The organism is Caballeronia sp. LjRoot34 (assembly GCF_964253815.1).
Classification (GTDB): Bacteria; Pseudomonadota; Gammaproteobacteria; order Burkholderiales; family Burkholderiaceae; genus Caballeronia.
In genome coordinates, this window is record NZ_CAXUSB020000002.1 from 2,165,985 (window position 1) to 2,187,121 (window position 21,137).

At 59.0% G+C, this 21,137-nt stretch carries 16 protein-coding genes; 6 read left to right on the forward strand and 10 right to left on the reverse strand.

The genetic code is table 11. The annotated features are described in order from the left end of the window. Positions 1-53: 53 nt before the first annotated feature. The gene (locus tag ACSQ36_RS29195) at positions 54-704 is read right to left on the reverse strand and encodes a BON domain-containing protein (protein ID WP_436184654.1); all 651 of its coding nucleotides are present in this window, start codon (positions 702-704) and stop codon (positions 54-56) included. Between the two features lie 408 nt (positions 705-1,112). Here ACSQ36_RS29195 and ACSQ36_RS29200 point away from each other — a divergent pair, with 408 nt between their 5' ends. The 4 genes from ACSQ36_RS29200 to ACSQ36_RS29215 all read left to right on the forward strand — a co-directional run bounded on the left by ACSQ36_RS29200 (position 1,113) and on the right by ACSQ36_RS29215 (position 4,035). After that, complete coding sequence (locus tag ACSQ36_RS29200; RefSeq protein ID WP_436184655.1) at positions 1,113-1,940, forward strand: universal stress protein; 828 nt, start codon at positions 1,113-1,115, stop codon at positions 1,938-1,940. A gap of 33 nt (positions 1,941-1,973) precedes the next feature. Next, positions 1,974-2,312: a c-type cytochrome gene (locus tag ACSQ36_RS29205; RefSeq protein ID WP_436184656.1), complete on the forward strand. Its 339-nt coding sequence runs from the start codon at positions 1,974-1,976 to the stop codon at positions 2,310-2,312. Positions 2,313-2,333: 21 nt separating this feature from the next. Beyond that, the gene (locus ACSQ36_RS29210; RefSeq protein ID WP_436184657.1) at positions 2,334-2,690 is read left to right on the forward strand and encodes a DUF3564 family protein; all 357 of its coding nucleotides are present in this window, start codon (positions 2,334-2,336) and stop codon (positions 2,688-2,690) included. A gap of 250 nt (positions 2,691-2,940) precedes the next feature. Next, complete coding sequence (locus ACSQ36_RS29215; RefSeq protein ID WP_436184658.1) at positions 2,941-4,035, forward strand: PAS domain-containing sensor histidine kinase; 1,095 nt, start codon at positions 2,941-2,943, stop codon at positions 4,033-4,035. A gap of 34 nt (positions 4,036-4,069) precedes the next feature. On the opposite strand, the gene ACSQ36_RS29220 is transcribed toward ACSQ36_RS29215, so the two are convergent. From ACSQ36_RS29220 to ACSQ36_RS29230, 3 genes are all read right to left on the reverse strand, one after another. After that, the gene (locus ACSQ36_RS29220) at positions 4,070-4,798 is read right to left on the reverse strand and encodes a Crp/Fnr family transcriptional regulator (RefSeq protein ID WP_213764541.1); all 729 of its coding nucleotides are present in this window, start codon (positions 4,796-4,798) and stop codon (positions 4,070-4,072) included. Between the two features lie 423 nt (positions 4,799-5,221). Then, positions 5,222-9,706: a chemotaxis protein CheB gene (locus ACSQ36_RS29225; RefSeq protein WP_436184659.1), complete on the reverse strand. Its 4,485-nt coding sequence runs from the start codon at positions 9,704-9,706 to the stop codon at positions 5,222-5,224. A 1,410-nt stretch (positions 9,707-11,116) separates the two neighbouring features. Continuing rightward, positions 11,117-11,386 carry a hypothetical protein gene (locus ACSQ36_RS29230; protein ID WP_436184660.1) on the reverse strand — a complete coding sequence of 90 codons (270 nt, stop codon included), beginning with the start codon at positions 11,384-11,386 and terminating at the stop codon, positions 11,117-11,119. A 625-nt stretch (positions 11,387-12,011) separates the two neighbouring features. On the opposite strand from ACSQ36_RS29230, the gene ACSQ36_RS29235 reads away from it, so the two are divergent. Together ACSQ36_RS29235 and ACSQ36_RS29240 are read left to right on the forward strand one after the other, a co-directional pair. Beyond that, the gene (locus ACSQ36_RS29235) at positions 12,012-13,808 is read left to right on the forward strand and encodes a hybrid sensor histidine kinase/response regulator (protein ID WP_436184661.1); all 1,797 of its coding nucleotides are present in this window, start codon (positions 12,012-12,014) and stop codon (positions 13,806-13,808) included. A gap of 969 nt (positions 13,809-14,777) precedes the next feature. Further along, positions 14,778-16,076, forward strand: a complete 1,299-nt coding sequence (locus ACSQ36_RS29240; RefSeq protein ID WP_436184971.1) for a hybrid sensor histidine kinase/response regulator — start codon at positions 14,778-14,780, stop codon at positions 16,074-16,076. On the opposite strand, the gene ACSQ36_RS29245 is transcribed toward ACSQ36_RS29240, so the two are convergent. From ACSQ36_RS29245 to biuH, 6 genes are all read right to left on the reverse strand, one after another. Beyond that, complete coding sequence (locus ACSQ36_RS29245) at positions 16,018-16,767, reverse strand: response regulator transcription factor (protein ID WP_436184662.1); 750 nt, start codon at positions 16,765-16,767, stop codon at positions 16,018-16,020. The genes ACSQ36_RS29240 and ACSQ36_RS29245 overlap by 59 nt on opposite strands. A 192-nt stretch (positions 16,768-16,959) precedes the next feature. After that, positions 16,960-17,691, reverse strand: coding sequence for a GntR family transcriptional regulator (locus ACSQ36_RS29250; RefSeq protein ID WP_436184663.1), 732 nt, complete (start codon positions 17,689-17,691; stop codon positions 16,960-16,962). 32 nt (positions 17,692-17,723) lie between these two features. Beyond that, positions 17,724-18,110, reverse strand: coding sequence for an oxalurate catabolism protein HpxZ (hpxZ, locus tag ACSQ36_RS29255; RefSeq protein ID WP_436184664.1), 387 nt, complete (start codon positions 18,108-18,110; stop codon positions 17,724-17,726). A 14-nt stretch (positions 18,111-18,124) separates the two neighbouring features. After that, on the reverse strand, positions 18,125-18,784 hold the full coding sequence (locus tag ACSQ36_RS29260; RefSeq protein WP_436184665.1) for a cysteine hydrolase family protein: 660 nt from the start codon (positions 18,782-18,784) through the stop codon (positions 18,125-18,127). 25 nt (positions 18,785-18,809) lie between these two features. Next, positions 18,810-20,420, reverse strand: coding sequence for an ABC transporter ATP-binding protein (locus tag ACSQ36_RS29265; RefSeq protein ID WP_436184666.1), 1,611 nt, complete (start codon positions 20,418-20,420; stop codon positions 18,810-18,812). A gap of 2 nt (positions 20,421-20,422) precedes the next feature. Next, entirely contained in the window at positions 20,423-21,115 is a 693-nt protein-coding gene (gene biuH / locus ACSQ36_RS29270) for a biuret amidohydrolase (protein WP_436184667.1), read from the reverse strand. Positions 21,116-21,137 lie beyond the last annotated feature (22 nt).

A 21,137-nucleotide genomic window follows, 5' to 3' on the forward strand; every position in this document is an offset into this window, starting at 1 on the left:
ACGGTCCAGCTAGCGCTTGTCACCTGCCCTTTGAGAGTCCCGGCGCCTCTCCCCTATTCCACCACCAGGTGATCGACCACCGCGTGTACGCCAGGCGCGGACCACGCAGCGCCACGAGCGGCCTCCCGTTCGCCGTGGCTTCCCACCGTGCCACTCAGGGTCACGACACCGTCATGCACCTCGATGCCGATGTGTTTGGCCTCGCGCTCAGCGTGGCGCAGCAGGGCCCGACTGATCTGTTCACCGACGTCGGCCGGAGCGAGACCGCCGCGCACCTTGATCATGTTTGCGACACCCGTCACGCCGCGCATGTGCGCAATGCGCCGTGCTGCGCGATAACGTTGCCAGTTCAACTCGACATCGCCACGCAGCGTTACCCAACCCTTTTCAACCTGGACCTTCACGGCGCCTTCCTTCAGTCCAACCGTCCATTGCAAGATCGAATTGGCGGCGCGGGCGATATCGGCATCGCCCATCACATCCTTGGGCGGCAGACGGACCTCCGCCTGGACAACGGTGGCCTTGACACCAGACACCCGTTGCACAGCCTTTTCAGCGGCGAGTTTTTCCGCATAGCTTGCCGGATGACCGAGCAAAGTCACAATGCTGTCCTGCACTTCAACCACGAAGCTCGACGAATCGACTTCCGGCGTCCAGTCCAGTTCCTCTTCCACGTCCTGCTTCAACTGTAGGTCGGTTTTCATAAGATCCTCTGCGATAAATAAAGCGCGCGGCAGACCGCGCGCCAACGGCTTAACTGATCTGAAGGCGTTTTTGCTCCGATGGCGCCTTCTTCGGAAGCGTCAGCGACAGCACACCATCCTGGTCAAGATTTACCCCCGAGGCGAGCGGGCGAGCGAATTCCGTTGCCATGATCGAGTCCTCATTCCGTGAACCAAGGCGCGAAGAGCGCCGCATGGTCGCTGTCAATTTAGACGTGGAGCCCGGCTGATCGTTGACCTATATCAATCAGTCTGCCCGCGATACGATGCCCGCTCGCACTTGATCTACATCAATCGGCGCGCAGTAGCAGCTCATAGACTTTCTAATCAGGAGCTCACGACCCGGATTGATGCGGGCGCCTTCACTGACTCACCCATGGAGCACTCGTGATGAGCTATAAGACAATCCTGGTACATATCGACGACAGCCAGCGCAGTGACGCGCGCGTGGAGTTCGCCGTCGACTTTGCGCTCAAGCACGACGCGCACCTGATCGGACTTTATGTTGTGTGTCAGGACCTTCTGCGACCTCTGTTCAGACGTGACGAAAGCCTGAACCTGGCCGTCAACGAAGCACAGAGCGCAGCACGGCAGCAGCGGGCTCAAGAGCATTTCACGGCTGCGGCTCAGAGCGCGGGCTTCAACGGCGAGTGGCGCGCACCGCCCGGCCCTGCCATCGAAAACGCCACGCTGCACGCACGCCATGCCGACCTGTTGATTCTTGGTCAACAAGATCCAGCGGACCCGGCGGCGTATGTCGCAAAGCATTTCCTGGAAGACCTGTTGATGGGCGGCGGTCGACCGGCCATTCTGCTTCCGTATGCGGGGCGCGTGAAGCGCTTCGGCGACTCGGTGTTGATCGCATGGGATGGCGGCCGGGCAGCCGCGCGCGCGGTGAAGGACGCCCTTCCCATTCTGCAATATGCGCGTTTAGTGAAGATTGCCTGCGTGATCCGGCATCTTGAAGAAGGGGAGACGGCCGGACTCGAACTGACGGCGTATCTGGAACGGCAAAACGTACGCGCCGGGTTTACTTTATTGCTACACGTATCCGGCGTCAGCACCGGCGCTATGTTGCTGAATGCCCTCGCCGATACGAACTCGGATCTTCTGGTGCTCGGCGCATACGGTCACGCACGCGCCGAAGAACGGGTGCTTGGCGGCGTGACCAGAACCATGCTCGAAAGCATGATCGCCCCGGTATTCATGTCTCATTGAACGATGACGTTGCGTCACTTTTGGAGCCTGTCGATGCAGCCACTTCAGCTATCACGTCAGGCCGGTATCGCGGGTCTTTTACTGTGCGCAGGGATGCAAGCGCTCGCGTCGCCGGAGCCGGTCGCACTTGTCGATCAGCAACATTGCATGTTCTGCCATACCGTCGACTCACCTTTTCTTGCGCCATCGTTTCAGCAGATCGCGGAGCGTTATCGCAACGTTCCGAACGCCGCTCTGATGCTCGAAGAAAAATTGCGGGTCGGCGGCCCCGCACATTGGGGCGATATGGCCATGCCGGCGCCGGCGGATCGCGGTGGCCCGCTTTCGCGAGAAGACGCCCGCACGCTCGTGCAATGGGTATTGAGTAACTAACCTGAAGTTGCGGAGGACACAATGCGTATCACGATCAAGTTGGACCAACCCGCAGACCCCGACGCGTTTGCAGTCCTTTGGCTGGATCTGGAATTGCACCACTGGTCGCGGGAAATGCACAGCGGCGTCGACATTCCGTCCTGGGGCCTTTTGCGCACCGCGCCCACCGCAACGTTTATCTGCGACCCGGATTCAACAGACGCACTGTGCACCTTGACCGGACTCGATCTGGACGACCGTACTCGCCTGATCGAAGGCCAGTTTGGACATGTGGTGTGGCATGGCGACTCGAACTTGAAAGTGCGCCTGGATCGCTGGCATGTGCAATGCGTCGAGTCTGATTCGATTGAAGCCGAAAACGAGGTATTTGACGAGTAAATGCGTGCGCCTCAAAGGATGCCGGAGGGGCTGTTCACCACTTCATCACCTGTTTCCCCCTCTCATGCGCAAGGGCAAAATTGATTCAAATCAATGCTGGCTCAAGCCACTGCCCGTAACAATGCGGGAACGCTCGGCGGGCTATCACAGCGCCGCTTGTCGTGGGCGTGTCAGTCTTTATCGCTCGCAGTGTCGAACGATCCCTGCCGCTCATGCGGCGATTCAGTATGACTGCCCTCGCGCAATGCCCATGAACAACCAAACCAAAGAGTCGCCGCAACGAGACAGGCCGCATGTCGATCTGCTGCTTGCAACCGATGCGAGTTTCCGGATGTTGGTCGAGGCGATCGACGGCTACGCCATCCTGATGCTCGACATGTCGGGTGTCGTCGTAAGCTGGAATGCCGGTGCGCAGAAGATGAAAGGCTATCGCGCCGATGAAATTATCGGGCGCCACTTCTCGGTCTTTCATACGCCTGAGGATCAGGCGGCCCTAAATCCGGCTACCCAGCTCGCCAAGGCAGCCGCGAACGAAACGTCGGAAAGTGAGGGCTGGCGCTTACGCAAGGACGGTTCGAAGTTCTGGGCGAACGTGGTCATCACCGCGATCCGCGATCAGGCGGGCACCTTGATAGGTTTCGGGAAAGTGACGCGTGACATGACCGAGCGCAAACGCCTCGCCGACCTCGAACACATCAGCTTGATGTCAGCGAGCATCGAGGCTGCCCGGGAAGAGGAGCAGGTTCGCATCGCGCGCGAGCTTCACGATGATCTCGGGCAGCAACTGACTGCTCTCAAAATGGCTCTCGTCAATACGGAGCGCGATCTCGGGCCTGACCAACACTCGGAGCCGCGACGCAATCCTTACACAAAGGACATGCTCGACTTGCTCGATCGAACGATGGATTCGGTTCGAAGAATCGCAAGCGGCCTGCGCCCCATTCCACTCGATACCTTGGGCTTGCAGCCCGCGCTCGCATGGTTCATCGAAGATTTCACGAAACGACACGGCATTGATGTCCTGGCGCGCATTGAGATCGGCAACATGGATCTGGGCGAGCCGGCCCAGACATCCTTATTCCGAATCGTCCAGGAAGCACTGACCAATGTGGCCAAGCACTCGTTTGCGACGCAGGTAAGCGTTGAACTGGCGCGCGCGGGCAAGACGTGCGTCGTTCACATTGAGGACAATGGGCAAGGCTTGGCGACCGGAACCACGCCCAGCCCGACATCGTTTGGTCTGCTGGGGATGCGCGAACGCGTCCATCGGCTGAACGGCACAATCTCGGTCGGGAACGCGCCCGGCAGTGGGCTTCGCATCAGCATCGCGTTGCCTTTATGGTGATCGACGAAAGCGGTGAACCCCGAAACGGCGACCGTTATTCCAGTCCTGCCAGCCTGCGAAGTTTGCTGATGTCCAGCAACGTGATAAAGCGCGGTCCGTTCCGAAGGATTGCTCCTTGCGATTCGAGTGAATGAAGCGCGCGACTGACGGACTCGACTGACAAGCCAACGTAGTCGGCAACGTCATGCCGCGTCATTGGCAACATGAGTTCTCCGACGGGTTGACCGGGCGTCACATAGGCCCGCTCTATCCAGAGCAGGAAATTCGCGAGCCGCGCCGGACCGTCGTTCTTCGAGACGGTAATCGTATGATGCTGCGACTGGCGAAGTTCATGACACAGCTTGCAAAGCAAGTTGATATCCAGCCGCGGGTCGCGCTCGAGTATGGCCCCTAGCGCATCGATCGGAATCTTGTAGGCGATGACCGGCGTAAGCGACTGCGCTGTCGCAACATAAGTGCCATTTTCGCTAAGCCCCATCAAGTCCCGAGGGAACAGGAAGGAGGTAATTCTCCTGTCCCCGTTTGGCTGAAGTTGGTATGTTTGCGCGACGCCACTCACGATGTTGTAGACGAACAGCGCCTGCCCTCCCTCCGGATAAAGCACGGTATGACGCCGAACGTTGATAAGCCTTGAAATGCCGATCAATTCATCCTGTTCGGAAACTGACAGCAACTCCACGGCAGCGCCATCGCCGCTGCGTTGAAATGGTGTTGCATAAATGGAGGGCCGAAAACCCTGGGCCGAGATGGAGTCGTCTGTCATTCGACGTTTTGCCCTAATCTTTCTTTCATGGTCCGATGGTTTATGCAACCAGGCGAATCGCATGATAACTGTGTTGTAAAAACATGCGGTCCGATGCATATCCGGCTTCGTCGAAGCCAACTGAAGGCAAGCAACTGAAGGCAAGCAACCGACTGCTGCGTTTGCAGCGTATAAGCTGACTCTACTTTGTCAATTGATTCAGATCAACTGATCGTATTCGCGGCACGCGGCAAAGCTGTAATCCGCCTGGCTGACCACGCACGCGACCAATGGCGGCGCACATTCCACCATCATCTGTCATGACATTGGCAGGGCCTTTCCCAGTCAGGATACGAGCGGCCAACAGGTGCCGCGAACGATAGCCTGCCGCTCATCTTCCCCGGCCCGGTAACGGGCTCGACAAGATCCATTACGTCAGCACGCCTACGGTCTCGCGAGAGCGCTCGCTGCTGGCCCGCTTTGCCCGAGTTGACCATCCGTGTGCCCCCACGCGGCAGCCAGTGCGAGACGTGCCAGCGCCGGAAGCGATTTGCAGCCCGTTTTCTTCATGATCGCGGCGCGGTGGTTTTCAACCGTGCGCTGGCTGATGCCGAGAGCCGTTGCAATAACTTTGCTGGGCTGACCAGCAAGGACACGATCCATGATCTCGCGCTGCCGGGCGGTGAGGTCCGCCATGTGATCGGCTGCGCTTTGCCGCCAGGCAATTGACTTGTTTGAATCCACCGACTTTTCAAACGCCCGGTCAATGCTCTGAAGGAGCTCACTGCGGCCAATGGGCTTTTCGATGAAGTCCAATGCACCCGCCTTCATGGCTTGCACCACCGTCTGTACGTCGCTGTGTCCGGTGATCATGATGACCGGCAGCCAATGGCCCGCGTCGTGAAGTTGCTGCAGCAATTCGAGACCGCTCATGCCGGGCAAAGAGGCATCGAGCAGGAGGCAGCTTTCGCGCCCCGGGTGCCAGCCTTCCAGGAATGCCTCCGCGCTCGCGAAGTCCTCGACGCTCCGGCCCGCGTCCTCGAGCACGCTGCGAATTGCCCCGCGCACCTGAGCATCGTCGTCGACGACGAAGATGACCGGCGAATCTTTATCGCCTGCAGTCTCCACAGGCTGAGCAGCGGGCATAGGCGCCGCAGCTTGCGGGGTTGCCAGCAAACGCTGGATGACGTGCGTCAACTCCTCGAACTTCACCGGTTTGACGACCTGTTCACAATGGTGAAAGGCGATGTCGCGCAAGGTTTCCGTTGAGATGTCGCCGGTCAGAATAATCACGGGAAGTTCGCCATGCAGCTTATCGCGCATCTTCACGACAGCCTGGACTCCGTTCATGCCGTTTGGCAAGTTGTAGTCCGCCAGTACCAGGTCGGGCAGGACGCTCCCCTGGGCCAGCCATTCGAGCGCGGCGACACCATCGGGCACGCCCACCGCATGATGCCCCTCTTCGTTGAGCGCGAGCTCAAGCGCCTCGCGCACCTCGGGATCGTCTTCGATGACCAGAATCATGCCTGGGCGGCGCGCGCTTCGAATCGCCTCTTGATCTGCCGCATACGAGGGCGTGCGTTGAGACTGCGGCGGTGTGCCCGGCGGCGGAAGATCGACTTCGATAGCGAATGCTGAACCCTTGCCGAGCTGGGAACGCACCCGCAATCGGTGACCCAGCAAATCCGCGAGTCGTTGGACGATGGACAGGCCGAGGCCCAAGCCCCTGCTCCGTTCACGCGCGGGGTTATCGAGTTGATGGTACTCCTGGAAGATCGCCTGAAGTTCGTCTTTGGCGATCCCCACCCCCGTGTCCCATACCTCGATGCTCAGCGTCCCGTGGCGTCGCCGACAGCCCAGCAGCACCTTGCCGCGCGGGGTGTATTTCAAGGCGTTCGACAGCAGATTCCGGATCACCTGTTCGAGAAGACGCGGATCGCTGTATAGCGTGAGGCTACAGGCCGCGACGTGCAGAACGATTCCCTTTGCTTGCGCCTGAAAACTGAACTCATTCTTCAGCCGGTGAAGCAGCTCGTTGACCGGGAAACTGACCATGTCGGCGTGGACCGTGCCCGCTTCGATCTGGTTGATGTCGAGCAGCGTATTCAGCATCTCAGACATCGCGCTGATCGTTTCATCGAGCCGCGTCAACAGATCCTGCCCTTTGTCACCCTCGACCGTTTTCACCAGCAACCCCTGGAGCAAGGCAAGCGTCTGGAGCGGTTGGCGCAGGTCATGGCTGGCAGCCGCAAGAAAGCGGGACTTCGCGATATTCGCCAGCTCGGCTTGTTTCCTGGCGAGTTCCAGCGCCTTCGCCGTACGCTTGCGTTCAGTGATGTCCGTAAAGGTGATCACCACGCCGCCCACCCCGCCGTCCTCAGTACGATAGGGCAGTATCCGTCGAGTGAACCACATGTCGCCTCGGGTTTCGATCTCCCGCTCGACCGGTACAAGACTGCGCAGCACCGTCTGCACATCGATCGGGAGCGCACCGTCGGTCGCAAGCGAATTCAGGTCCGCGAGCGGCCGGCCGATATCGCCTGGAATGACGTTGAAGAGCGATCGGGTAGCAGGTGTGAAGAAGCGGATCTTGAGTTCGGTGTCGAGGAAGAGCGTCGCAACATCCGTGCTGTACAAGACATTCTGGAGATCGTTGCTGGTTGTCCGCTGCCGTTCCAAGGTTTCCTGAAGTTGCCCGTTGAGAGCGGTAAGTTCCTCGTTAAGCGACTGCAGCTCTTCCTTGGAGGTGAGCAATTCCTCGTTTGTGGACTGGTATTCTTCATTGGCCGACAAAGCTTCTTCGTTGATTGCCTTCTGTTCTTCGCTCGATATCTCAAGATTGCGAATGGCGCTCTGCAATTGCGCCCGCGTAGCTTCAAGTTCCTGCTCCAGTTCAGTAGCCTTTGCCTCGTTCTGCGGCTCGACGGGATGAGCGGTTTCCTTGTGTTTCAGTTCGACTTGCTGCTGGTCGATGAAGCAGACCAGCAGCAACGCCTCGCCCTCCGTCATCACGGGCTGGACCTCAATGCTGAACGCCAGGGGACGGCCATCGTAGGTCACTCGGCCGCCGTTGATGACAGTGCGTACGTTTTCCTGACTGGCCTGTTGGATCGCCGACCGGAGTTTGGTACGCACGCCCGGTCGCGCCATGGCGAAGAGGTCGTGAGTGGGCTGCCCCGGTGCGACGCTCAGATAACGATCCGTCGCACCCAGCGAGTAGAGGCACTCATGCTGGTGATTGACCAACACCGCCGCCGGCGCATAACGCTCGATCACCAACCGTCGACAAAGCTCGGCGAGAGCGGACTGGCGCGCAGGTTCCTGGCCCTGTCCCGGACCGGCAGGAACTCGCATGCCGCCACCGGTAGGCATCGAAAAATTCAGATCCCCGGGCCCGCTGTGACCGATATGCCGATAGAGCCTTTCCTGCTTGGAGATCAGTTCGAAGCGGCCTTCGGCGTGGCTGATTGTCTCTGCATTACCCAGCAGCAGAACGCCTCCCTCGCGCAACGCAAAATGAAATAACGAAACCACCTTCTCCTGAGCCTCAGGGAGCAAATAGATAAGAAGGTTTCGACAGGAAACCAGGTCGAGACGGGAGAAGGGAGGATCTGCAAGCACATTCTGAACAGTGAAAACGATCGCTGCACGCAACTCGGGCAAGACCCGGTAATGGTGATCCTCCAGCGAGAAGAAGCGCGCAAGGCGTGCTGGCGACACGTCTGCCTGGATGGTTTCAGGATATACACCCTCCCGAGCCGTGGTTACAGCATCCGGGTCCACGTCAGAAGCGAGTAACTGGACTTTGATATTGCGCTTCGAGACCGCTATCTCCTCGATGAAGAGCATCGCGATCGAATAGGCTTCTTCTCCCGTACTGCATCCAGCCACCCAGATTCGTATTGGGCGATCACCCGTGTGACTGCTGACCAGATCGGGAATGATTTTCTGCGCAAGGAAATCGTAGACCTTCGGGTCACGAAAGAAGTGGGTGACATTGATCAGAAGATCCTTCGCAAGGAGCTTAAGTTCGCCCGCGTCGTTTCCAAGTATTTCCAGGTACCGGTCGATGTTGCCGTTCGCCACTCCAGCCATAGCCATGCGTCGTTCGATGCGACGCTTCAGCGTTCCCGGTTTGTAAAGCGTGAAATCGTGCGCGGTTTTTGTGCGGAGAAGTTGAATGACCCGCTCCAACGCGTGCGGCACGCCATCCAGGTCTTGCCGCGTAATCAATGCCACCGAATCATTCTGCGTTGGCGTTGGCGTGAGCGTTATGCCCCGATCGTATTTGATCAGCGCTTCCGCAATCGCGGCCACCGGCAGCACCCGATCCACTATCCCGGTTGCGATTGCGCTGCGCGGCATGCCGTCATATTCGGCCTCGTCAGGATCCTGCGCGATAACGTATCCGCCTTTATCCTTCAACATTTTCAGCCCGATGCTGCCATCGGCACCCGTTCCGGAAAGGACGACACCGATGGAACGTGGACCCTCTTCCTCGGCCAGTGAATGCAGCAAAAAATCGAAGGGCAGACGCGCGCCGTGGCGCTCTTGAGGTTGAGAAAGATGGAGTGCGCCGTTAGCCACCGAGAGATAGGCTCCGGGAGGAATGATGTAGAGGTGTTCACGCTCGAGCGACATGCCGTCCACTGCCTGCACTACCGTCATTGACGTGCGGCCGGCGATTAACTCCACAAGCATGCTTTCATGCGTGGGATCGAGATGTTGGACCAGGATGAAAGCCATGCCGGTACCGGCGGGTAGCGCATCCATGAGCTTTCTGCAGGCCTCAAGGCCGCCCGCCGATGCGCCTATGGCAACGACCTGAAAAGCCGCCGACGCACTGTGCAGATGGCCGACTGGCAATGCGAGTCCGCCCCTCGATCGGGATTGACTCGTTCGCGGCTGATGCCGTGAGATGTTTAACATCACATATTCGTTCCGGAACGTGCCTCCAGACGGAAGGCGAGTGATCGGCAGGTGGCGTGATGCAATCGATCTTGAAACAGTATCTGTGCGGGCTATGGCGCAGAAAGTCTAACGTTGGGTAATTCGACTAGCCCTGCCCATAGCACTTTCCGTCGCGAAGGCCCTATAAGCCAATGACTAGACGCCCGATGTCATGATTCCGGCCACGCTACATAGACTTATCGAAACGCGGTGCTACTAGTCGGAGGTTAGCGCCCCATTAAGAAGCGACGCAATCCTTCATCTACGGTGGCGCCTATAGGTTTAATAACAAAGGTGATATAGAAATGCATTGACTCAAATCAATTCCCGGGGTCGCGTGAATCCGAATGGACGCCCAGAGCGGGCAGAGTTGATGCCTTCCGTGGCCGACCGATTGTTGCGTGGCCTATCTGCTATCTGTTTAGCACCTGCCTATCCCACGGTGGCATATCCGGCGACGTGCACTCCAATAAGAAGTGCAACCAGCCGCACACCTTTTGGCTGGAGCCGTTCCACAGTTTGGGCTCTTCTGGAATTACGAGAATTAAAACGGCAATTCACTTACGTTGGCATTCTTGAGTTGTCAGACCTTGAATGGAATGCCATTAAGGGCATTGCTCGTTATCGCGAAGGACGTCAGAGCCCCAGACGGCAATACGACCCCAAGCTTATTGTTAGTGGAATTCTGGAGAAGTTAGGTACGGGTCGAAGTTGGGCCGAAACCGAAATCCAATGGCCCAGCCGTTCCGCTTTAGGAGGTGCTTACTCGTACTTGAAAGAAACGGGAAGATGGGAAAACATGTTGGTCGCTCTTCGGAAGGTTCGAGCACGTTCGGGACCGACTGCGCACCCGCACCAGACATAGATTTAATTTCGTGGCACCGCAGGTTTGCAATTTTCTAGCCCGGACGAACCCGCTAACGAGGAACGTCCCCGCGTGGAAGTCGAGCGCGCGGGAAACGGAAGCAGCGAGGCTGGGACCCGTCTCGCGAGACCGGACATGCTGAAATAGTGGGGCTGCCGGACGCGTTTGTGCCGGGGGGGCCTCCAGCCATTGGCCAAGGAAACCGCCGCGGTGAGAGTCGAAGTGACCCGGCCGCCTATTTATTTCGACGGCTGAGAATGCGGCCTCGGCATGTTCCATGCGTAAGCCCCCGCGGCCGGAGCATGTGCAACAGGCGCTCCGACCGAGCCGCCCATAACATGGCGAAGAACACAGCGATACGACATCGATAACCATGACTTCATTTTTATACTGCGGATAACTTATCATTAGATTTGTATCTTGCTGCTGCTCCCACCTCCACAACTACAAATCGTGATAATAGTGCTTCATGATCTGGACAGAATCGCTAGACCAACCTCTCCTTCTGGCCCGCGACATCTCCCTCAACTGCCTCCCCGATAAAGATCACGCATCTGAGCTGCCTGGTCACTGTTCTGAAAATCTTCCAGCTCGCGCCTCACTTGCTCACGTGTTTTTCCCATGGAAACAGGAGCCGCCGGAGTGACAGCCGGAACCGCGACCGCTGGATCCTGCGGGGTGCTGCCAGCCACTACCGACTCGTTCTGACTGGTCGCTGATTGGGCGAAGCATCCGTCTGCCGTGACTCCAGCCATCAGGGCAAGACAGACGGCGATCGATTGATGAAGTTTCATGAGCGTTCTCCTTTGGAGTTTAAGAGATCGGCCTGTGCATCGTTCGCCGACCGACAGCGGTCCTTGCACAAGCCAAGGCAGGTTCGGCTCGTCGCAACGGCCAACCCGATCCGGGTATGCTTGAAGAGTGCTCTCGCAGCGTTGCTGTCATATTCATTCTTGGTCAGCCGACACGCGGTCGCAACGCACATGCGTAGGCGACGGACAAGGAACGCAGGTGAAAGATGTATGCACTCCCGTTCGCCGATCCAGGCGACGTATCAGCTAGCCGCCGTCCATGACGGAGTGCCTGCCAAACCGCCCAACTGAGGGCAACGCACATCATCTTGCCGATACATTTGTGGCTGATGGCAGGGATCGCGACCTGTTATTCTGCTTTTATCGCGCTGTGGCCAGGCATTAGAGCGTTTTGCACCCGCTACCACCCGCCGCTTTCGCTGGAATTTGCCGTCTTTCCGTTAGCCACGTTCAGTGGGAACCGATCTAACCCGTGGTGCGCCGACCAAGCCTCTCAATGTCGCGCACTATCCGCCCACGGCGGCTTTCCTGATCAAGCAGCCTTATGAGATCGTCAGGCTTCGTAGTACGCAAGTTCAGGTCGGCGGCAATGGAGCGTGCGTTCCGTATGGACTACGCACGTCGCTACGCGGGCCAACGCAGGCTGGCTGGCGCCAGTCTCATCCTGCTATGGATCGCGGTTTTTGCCCGTGATTGGTTGCTGCTGAACACGCTTGATCCCCGCATCCTCCTCCACGTTGGCTATGTGCGACTTGCAGGCGCCGTGGGTATGGCTGTGCCGCTATGGTTGATGTGGGGACCACGCGCCTTTGACGAACGCTGGGCCGTCAGATTACTGTGTCTAGTGACGCTAAGCTGCTGGGCCGCCCTATTGGGATTGGTGAACGTTTACCCGGCGGCCCGGATCGGACAGGAGGTTTTCCCCGGCTTTTTTGTTGTCCTTTTCCTGATATTCACGTTGTTCCGACTTCGCGCAATCACGGCAGCATGGTTAGTCGGACTATGCGTTGTCACCTTCCATTTTATAGAACTGAGTCGTTACATCTCGGGTAGTGTTTCCACGCCGTGGTCTCACTGGATCACCCGTGGGGCTATGGTGTTGACGATGTATCTCGCCGGCATTGTCGTCTGCATTCAGTTTGAACGCACCGCGCGGCGCGAATTTGTGTTCCGGCGGACCTTGCGCGCAGCCAAGGCACGCGTTGAAGCGGCGTCCCGGGCTGTCAACCAGCAGAATGAACGCATGAGAGAATTCGTTAAAGAGAAGGAGCGGTTTTTTTCATCGGCCTACCACGATATCCAGCAGCCTCTCGCCGCGATCAACCTCTTCATCCGTAGCGCACGGATAAAACTCGAAGGTGAACATGCCGCAAGCCATGATCTCGATGTCATCGAGGAAACCGCACGCGACATCCTCGCCATGTTCAAGGATATCCAGGACTATAGTGAACTAGGCTCATACGTCCCGCACCTGGCGCCAGTCGACACACAAGCCGTGCTGACAGAAGTCCTCGAGCAATACCTTGAACCGGCAAGGTCGCGGGGCATCGAATTCAGAATCAGCGGGCGTCGGCATCCCCCGCCACCCATTGAAAGTGACCGCTCCTTGTTCAAGCGGGCATTGTCCAATTTCGTATCGAACGCGATCAAGAACACCTCCGTGGGGGGTGTCGTCATCGGCTGGGTGGAGATCGGGGAACAGCTTCGCATCGATGTGCGGGACACGGGCATTGGTATCTCAGCCGCGCATCGGGAGGCGATATTCACCGAGTACTATCAGATCGACAACCCGGGTCGCGATCGCTCGAAAGGCTTGGGGCTCGGGCTGTCTATCGTGCACCGGGTCATTGGTATTCTGCCGCAGCACAGCATGAGTTTCTGGTCGGTCGAAGGCCACGGGTCGCGCTTTTCCCTCTACGCTCCGATGTCAAAAATCACACCTGTCATCGGGACGGACGATCCAAAGAGCGATGCATCCACTTCCGTCCTCAGGGGCAAATACGTCCTGCTGTGCGACGACGAACCGATCGTCCTGGAGGGCCTGCGCCGGTTGTTCGTCAGTGCTGGCGCGCTGGTGGATACCGCCGAGTCGATGGCGGGATTCGACGCCATTTTGGCCGATGACTGCCGCGTACCCGACGTCATTGTCGCCGATATCCGGCTGCGAGTCGGCCCAACCGGTATTGAGGTTGCCGAACGAATCAGGCAGCATTTCGCGTGGGCGGGCGTGCTTCCCGTCGCATTCATCACGGGCGAACTGGTATCTCCCCGAACACTTCGCGATTTCGCCGAACCGTTCGTTCTGCTGCGGAAGTCTTCCGCGCCGGAAAGCACGCTCGCTGAGGTCAGTCGGCTCATTGCCGACAGGCAGCCGGCAGGCTTCGGTCACGTGCAGGATCAGTGACTGGCGGGACCAGCCTCGGATAGAAGTATGTCCCTATATTCCCTATATGCCCCTATTAGCCAGCGGCAGTACGAAGGCTGGCCGATCCGGGCAACGCATCAGGTAGTTGCCCTCCATGACCGAACTCCTTGCCGAACCGTCCAGGTACGGGCGAGGACGCATCACGTTGCTGATACATTTGTGGCTGATGGCAGGAATCGCGACCTGTTATTCTGCTTTTATCGTACTGTGGCTACGCATGACGGTGTTGTGCACCCGTTACCACCCGCGCCGCTTTCGCTGGAATTTGCCGTCTTTCCGTTAGCCGCGTTCGGTGGGAACCGGCTAACCCGTGGTGCGCCGACCAAGCCTCTCAATGCCGCGCACTATCCGCCCACGGCGGCTTTCCGAATCAAGCAGCCTATGAGATCGTCAGGCTTCGTAGTACGCAAGTTCAGGTCGGCGGCAATGGAGCGTGCGTTCCGCATGGACTATGCGCGTCGCTACGCGGGCCAACGCAGGCTGGCTGGCACTATCCTCATACTGCTATGGACCGCGTTTGTTGGCCGTGATTGGTGGCTGCTGAACACGCTTGATCCCCGCATCCTCCTCCACGTTGGCTATGTGCGACTTGCAGGCGCCGTGGGGATGGCTGTGCCGGTATGGTTGATGTGGGGGCCACGCGCCTTTGACGAACGCCGGTCCGTCAGATTACTTTGCATAGTGATACTAAGTTGCTGGTTCGCCCAATTGGGGGTGATGAACGTTTATCCAGTGACCCGGGTCTATGAGAACATTTTTCCCGAATTTTTTCTTCTCACTTTCCTGCTATTCACATCGTTCCGACTTCGCGCAATCACGGCAGCGTGGTTAGTCGGACTATGCATTGCAAGCTTTCGTCTTACCATTTACCTCTGGCTATGGGCTAACGTTTCCACGCCAGGGTTTCACCGGGTTTCCTGGGCTTCCCGAGGCAATACGGTGTCTATCATGTATCTCGCCGGCATTGTCGTCTGCATTCAGTTTGAACGCGCTGCCCGGCGCGAATTCGTGTTCCGGCGGACGTTGCGCGCAGCCAAGGCACGCGTTGAAGCGGCGTCCCTGGTTGTCAACCAGCAGAATGAACGCATGAGAGAAATCGTTAGAGAGAAGGAGCGGTTCTTTTCATCGGCCTACCACGACATCCAGCAGCCCCTCGCCGCAATCAACCTCTTCATCCGTAGCGCGCGGATAAAACTCGAAGATGAACATGCCGCAAGCCATGATCTCGACGTCATTGAGGAAACGGCACGCGACATCCTCGACATGTTCAAGGATATTCAGGACTATAGTGAACTAGGCACTTACATCCCGCACCTGGCGTCAGTCGACACACAAGCCGTGCTCACGGAGGTCTTTGAGCAATACCTTGAACCGGCAAGGTCGCGGGGCATCGAGTTGAGAATCAGCAGACGTCGGCGCCCCCCGCCGCCCATCGAAAGTGACCGCTCATTGTTCAAGCGGGCATTATCCAATTTCGTATCGAATGCGATCAAGAACACTTCCGCAGGGGGTGTCGTCATCGGCTGGGTGGAGATCGGCGAACGCCTTCGCATCGACGTGCGGGACACGGGCGTTGGTATCTCGCCCATGCATCGGGAGGCGATATTCACCGAGTACTATCAGATCGACAACCCGGGTCGCGATCGCTCGAAAGGCTTGGGGCTCGGGCTGTCTATCGTGCACCGGGTCATTGGCATTCTGCCGCAGCACAGCATGAGTTTCTGGTCGGTCGAAGGGCGCGGGTCGCGCTTTTCCCTCTACGCTCCGATTTCTGAAATGACACCTGTCATCGGGACGGACGATCCAAAGAGCGACGCATCCACGTCCGTCCTCAGGGGTAAATACGTCCTGCTGTGCGACGACGAACCGACCGTTCTCGAGGGCCTGCGCCTGTTGTTCGTCAGTGCTGGCGCGCTGGTAGACGCCGCCGAGTCGATGGCGGGATTCGACGCCATTTTGGCCGATGACGGCCGCATACCCGACGTCATTGTCACCGATATCCGCCTGCGAGTCGGCCCAACCGGTATTGAGGTTGCCGAACGGATCAGGCAGCATTTCGCGTGGGCGGGCGTGCTTCCCGTCGCATTCATCACGGGCGAACTGATGTCTCCCCGAACACTTCGCGATTTCGCCAAACCGTTCGTTCTGCTGCGGAAGTCTTCCGCGCCGGAGAGCACGCTCGCTGAAGTCAGTCGGTTCGTTGCTGCCCAACAGCCGACAGACTTCGGTCATGTGCGGGATCCGTGACTGGCGGCACGCCGAGCTTGATCCCTCTATCAGCCAACATGACGATAAGTTCCGTACGGCGCCGCAGATTGAAATGCGTGAGCAGATGACTGACGTATTTTCGAACGGTAATGTCCTCGAGCCCCATTTTCAGGGCAATTGCCTTCGAGGGAAGTCCGCGTACCAGCCACGCCAATGTTTCAAACTCTCTCGGACTGAGCCCCAGCCCGGATGCGCTACTCATGTCGGAATTACCGCTCGGCTGCGCTTTCCCAGGACCATTTGCCGGAGCCTCGCCCGTGCCCATGTCATGCCTGAGCCTCGCGATGCTGGCCGCCGGCAGGAACACGCCTCCGGCAAGCACTGCGCTTATTGCTGCATGAAGCGCTTCAGGAGGTGACGACTTTGGCACATATCCCATGGCGCGAAGTTCGATGCAACGACTGATGGTTTCCACGGTCTCGTCGGCCGAAATCACAATCACCGGTAACGACGGTCGCGACTCCCTCAATTCGGCAAGTGCGTTGCAACCGTAACCGTCAGGAAGGTCGAGATCGAGAAAAACGATGTTCAGGAGTTCGCCAAGCGCATGCTTCAAGCCCTGCGACAGCGTACTCGCGTGCAGCAACTCGATGCCAGGAAAGAGGTCTCTCAATAGCAACGCCAATCCGGCCCTGAACAATTCGTGATCGTCGACGATCAGTACGCGCATTCCGTCGTCTCCCAGGAACACATTCGAGGCGAGCTGCCGTTACATCGTTACACCCATCGTTACACCACCATTACGCATTCGGATACTACACGCAGTAAAGCCATTTCAGTGGCCTCTGAAGTCAGCCATTGATCAAGCGAACGCCTGATCTGGTTAATCGCGCGCTCGCGCAGCACGGCTCGTGCCACACACCTAAGACACGAATGGCAGCTTCACATCGCGCGCCGCATCCAGCATCGACACCGTGATCTTGCGGACTTCCAGCTTGCTCTGCGTGATATGGGCACGCAACAGGATGGTCGCTTCGGTCAGCCGGTTGCGCTCGATGAGATGCAGCATGGTCGAGTGCTCGTCGTAGGTCGCGCTGGTCCGGTGAGGCTTGAGAAAGTCGAGCCGGCGCACGATGCGGATACGCTCGGTTACGTCGTTATGAACGCGCACCATCTCCGCATTGCCGGTCGCGGCCACGATCTGCCGATGAAAATTTTCGTCCATGCCGAACATCTTCACGGGATCGGCTTCACGCGCTTCCGGCTCGACGCACCAGATTGCCTTGAGCGCATCGATAGCCTCACGCGCCCCCTCGCTTCCCGATGTCAACCGTTCAAGCGCGGCCACTTCAAGCACGATGCGCAGGTCGTAGAGCTGATCCATCTGGTCGAAGTCGATTCGCGCGACCTTCCATCCCCGCCGGAAACCCACCTCCAGATAACCCTCGCGTTGCAGCCGGAACAAGCCGTCGCGCATTGGCGTGCGCGATACGCCGTAGTACTGCGCAATCCCGTTCTCCGAAAAACGATCGCCCGGAAAAAGCCGAAAATTGAAGATATCGTTTTTCAGCCGCTGGTAGACCTGCTCGGCAAGCGGGTTGGCGGCGTTCGGCTCGATCGCTTCCATACCTGTTTCAATTGTGTCTTCCGGCATGCGGGTTCCCCTTTGTTCTTATTATCGGCGTTTCAGGGCCCGGGAATAAGGCTCACGTGCGCGGCGACGATTGTGAAGCCTTTGGCAGGACCGAGGCGCGCCCAGGTCTGCATCTGACGTCCGACCAACGGCGTCGCGTCGCTGGTGAATTCCGTGCTGACAGTCGCGAAGTCGCGGCCGAATGTTGTGATGACAGTCCGATGCAACCTGCGCGAGGCAGGCACCGGCGCACATGTTTCGCGCCATTGGCGAATCGCCTCGCCGCCATGCTGAATTTCGGCAATGCCATAACGCACCGTCTCCGGTGCATTCCAGAACAACGCGTTCATCGTTTCGATATCGTTCGCCACGAGCGCGCGCTCATACTCGACGAACGCCGCACACACCTCGGCGATGACTTCCGGCAGGTTGATATCCATCGTCGGTAGGTTCCTCACGCTGCGGTAAAGGATGACAAAGGCGCGGTCCATCCAACAATACCGCCTTGGGAGCGCACCATTTCCAGAGTCGCCTGCTTGAACGCCGGAAAATAGCTGGCGGTTGCGTCCTCGACAAGCAGGCAGTCGTAACCGCGATCGTTCGCTTCGCGCATGGACGTCTGCACGCACACCTCCGTCGTCACACCGGCGAAAACAAGATGCGTGATATGCCGCGCCTCCAGTTCCTGAGTCAGCAATGTCGCGTAAAATGTGCCCTTGCCGGGCTTATCGATGACAAGCTCACCTTCGGCCGGTGCAAGTGCATCGACAATCGCATTGCCCGGTTCCCCGCGAATCAGGATGCGGCCCATCGGACCTTCGTCACCAATGCGTGCATTGGGCGCGCCGCGAAGGCGCTTGGACCGCGGACAGTCCGACAGATCCGCCGCATGCGATTCACGCGTATGGACCACGAACCACCCGCTTTCACGCGCTAAAGCCAGCAGCGCGGAGACAGTCGGCACGATCTGCGCAAGCAGCGATACATCGTTGCCCAGCGACTCGCCAAAGCCACCGGGTTCAATGAAGTCCCGCTGCATGTCGATGATGACAAGCGCAGTTGTCGAGGGCTCGAATGTAAAAGGACTGGGTAACGCCGGTATCGTGATCGTCATGGCCCTTCCCCGCAGCGGTTCAGTCTCATTCGATGACCTCCTTCAACGCTTCGGCAACCGGAGCAACTTGCGTCGCCGAGTCGCCATGTCCCGCCATGTAGTGGCCCAGCGTCGCGCGCTCGGCGCTTGCGGCGGGCGTCTCGTACACGAGTTCCCCCTCCGCGATCACGACAATCCGGTCCGCCAGTTCCAGCAATTCGTCGAGGTCTTCGCTCACGAGCAGGACCGCCGCGCCGGCATCGCGCGCCGCCATGATGCGTGCGTGAATGTCCGCCACCGATGCGAAGTCGAGACCGAACACCGGGTTCGCCACGATCAAGACATCGACCGGCTGACCCAGCTCGCGAGCGAGCACCGCGCGCTGGACATTGCCGCCCGACAGCGTGCCGATAGCGCGTTCGGGCAACGGCGGACGGACGTTGAAATCGTCGATGAGAAGCGCGGCGCGATCCCGCATCGCGCGCCGGTCGAGACGCCAGCCGCCGCGACGCAATGGCGTGCGATCGAAGTCGCGGAGAGCCAGGTTTTGCGCGACGCTCATGTTCGCCACGCACGCGTTTTTAAGCGGCTCTTCAGGGATGGCGAACACACGGCGGCGCGTCATTTCCTCGCGCGTGGCGTGGTACGCGTCACCGGCTATCTCCATCTCACCCGTCTTCACGCGGCGTTGCCCGACCAACGCCTCGACCATCTCTTTCTGACCGTTGCCCGATACCCCCGCGATCCCGAGTATTTCGCCCGATCGAACCTCGAGCGACGCGCGTCTGACCGCGGCATGGCCCCGGTCATCGTCGATAGAAATGTCACGCATGGCAAGGCGTATTCGCGCTGCGGGGTCCACCGGCTTGCGCGCGACCCGCTCGGCATTGACCGCGTCCATGACCGCGGTGTCGCGCGTCTCGGCGGCGCCCATCATCAAACCAGCGAGCGCGTCGCGGCTGGTCGCCGATACCGCGCTCGTCCCGACCTGCCTGCCCTTGCGCAGCACGGTCACGTCGTCGGCATACGCCATCACTTCGCGGAACTTGTGCGTGATCATCAGCACGGTCAGCTCGCCGCGCATCGTCAGGTCGCGCATCAGGCCGAGCACTTCATCCGCCTCTTGCGGCGTCAGCACGGAAGTGGGTTCATCGAGAATCAGGAAACGCTGCCGGAGATACAACTGCTTGAGAATTTCGAGCTTCTGCTTTTCCCCAGCCGCCAAGCCGGATACCGGCGCGTCGAGCGGCAGGCGAAACGGCATGCGCTGCATGAACGCATCGAGCGCCTTGCGTTCCGCGGTCCAGTCTATTTTCCAGGGCAGGCTCCCGCGTGCCAGCAGCAGGTTCTCCTCCACCGACAGCCCCGAGGCCAGCGTGAAATGCTGGTACACCATGCCGATACCCAGCGCTTGCGCATCGCGCGGCGAAGCGATGTGAACCTCACGGCCATCGGCCGAAATCTGGCCTTCGTCGAGCAGGCCGTAACCCACCAGCCCTTTCACGAGGGTACTTTTGCCCGCGCCGTTTTCACCGAGCAGCGCGTGAACCGTGCCCGGCCGGACCTTGATGGACACGTTATCCAGCGCACGAAATGCACCGAACGACTTGCCGGCGTTGTGCACTTCCACCCCTAACGCATGCAAAGGAGTCGACATGATCAGCCACCAAGAGTGGTCAGGAGTGCGTTCGAATCGGATACCGCGCCGAACACGCCGCCTTGCATCGTGATCATGTGCAGCGCCGCCTGATGGTTGGCGGGGTCGGTCGCACCACAGCAGTCCGCGAGAACGGTGCATTCGAAACCGCGGTCGTTCGCTTCGCGCATGGTGGTATGGACGCAGACGTCCGTGGTGATCCCTGTCAACACCAGGTTCACGATACCCCGCGTGCGCAGGATCAGCTCGAGATCGGTCGCACAGAACGAGCCCTTGCCAGGTTTATCGATGACAATTTCGCCCGGCAGCGGCGCCAGTTCATTGATGATTTCCCAGCCTGGCTCGCCACGCACGAGGATGCGGCCGCACGGGCCGTCGTCGCCAATGCCCACGCCTTCGGTGCCCGCGCGGCGGCTGCGCCAGCGCTTGTTCGCCGGCAGGTCCGACAAATCCGGCCGATGCCCTTCGCGCGTATGAATGATCGTGAAGCCCTGCTCGCGCATCATGGCCATCACGCGCTTGATCGGCTCGATCGGCGCGCGGGTCAGTGACAGGTCATATCCCATCTTGTCGACGTAACCACCGTGGCCGCAGAAATCCGTCTGCATGTCGATCACGACAAGCGCCGTGTTATCCGGGCGCAGGTTGCCATCGAAGGGCCAGGGGTACGGAGAGGCATTAATGAATCGGTTCATGGTCATGGCCGCCTTGAAAATG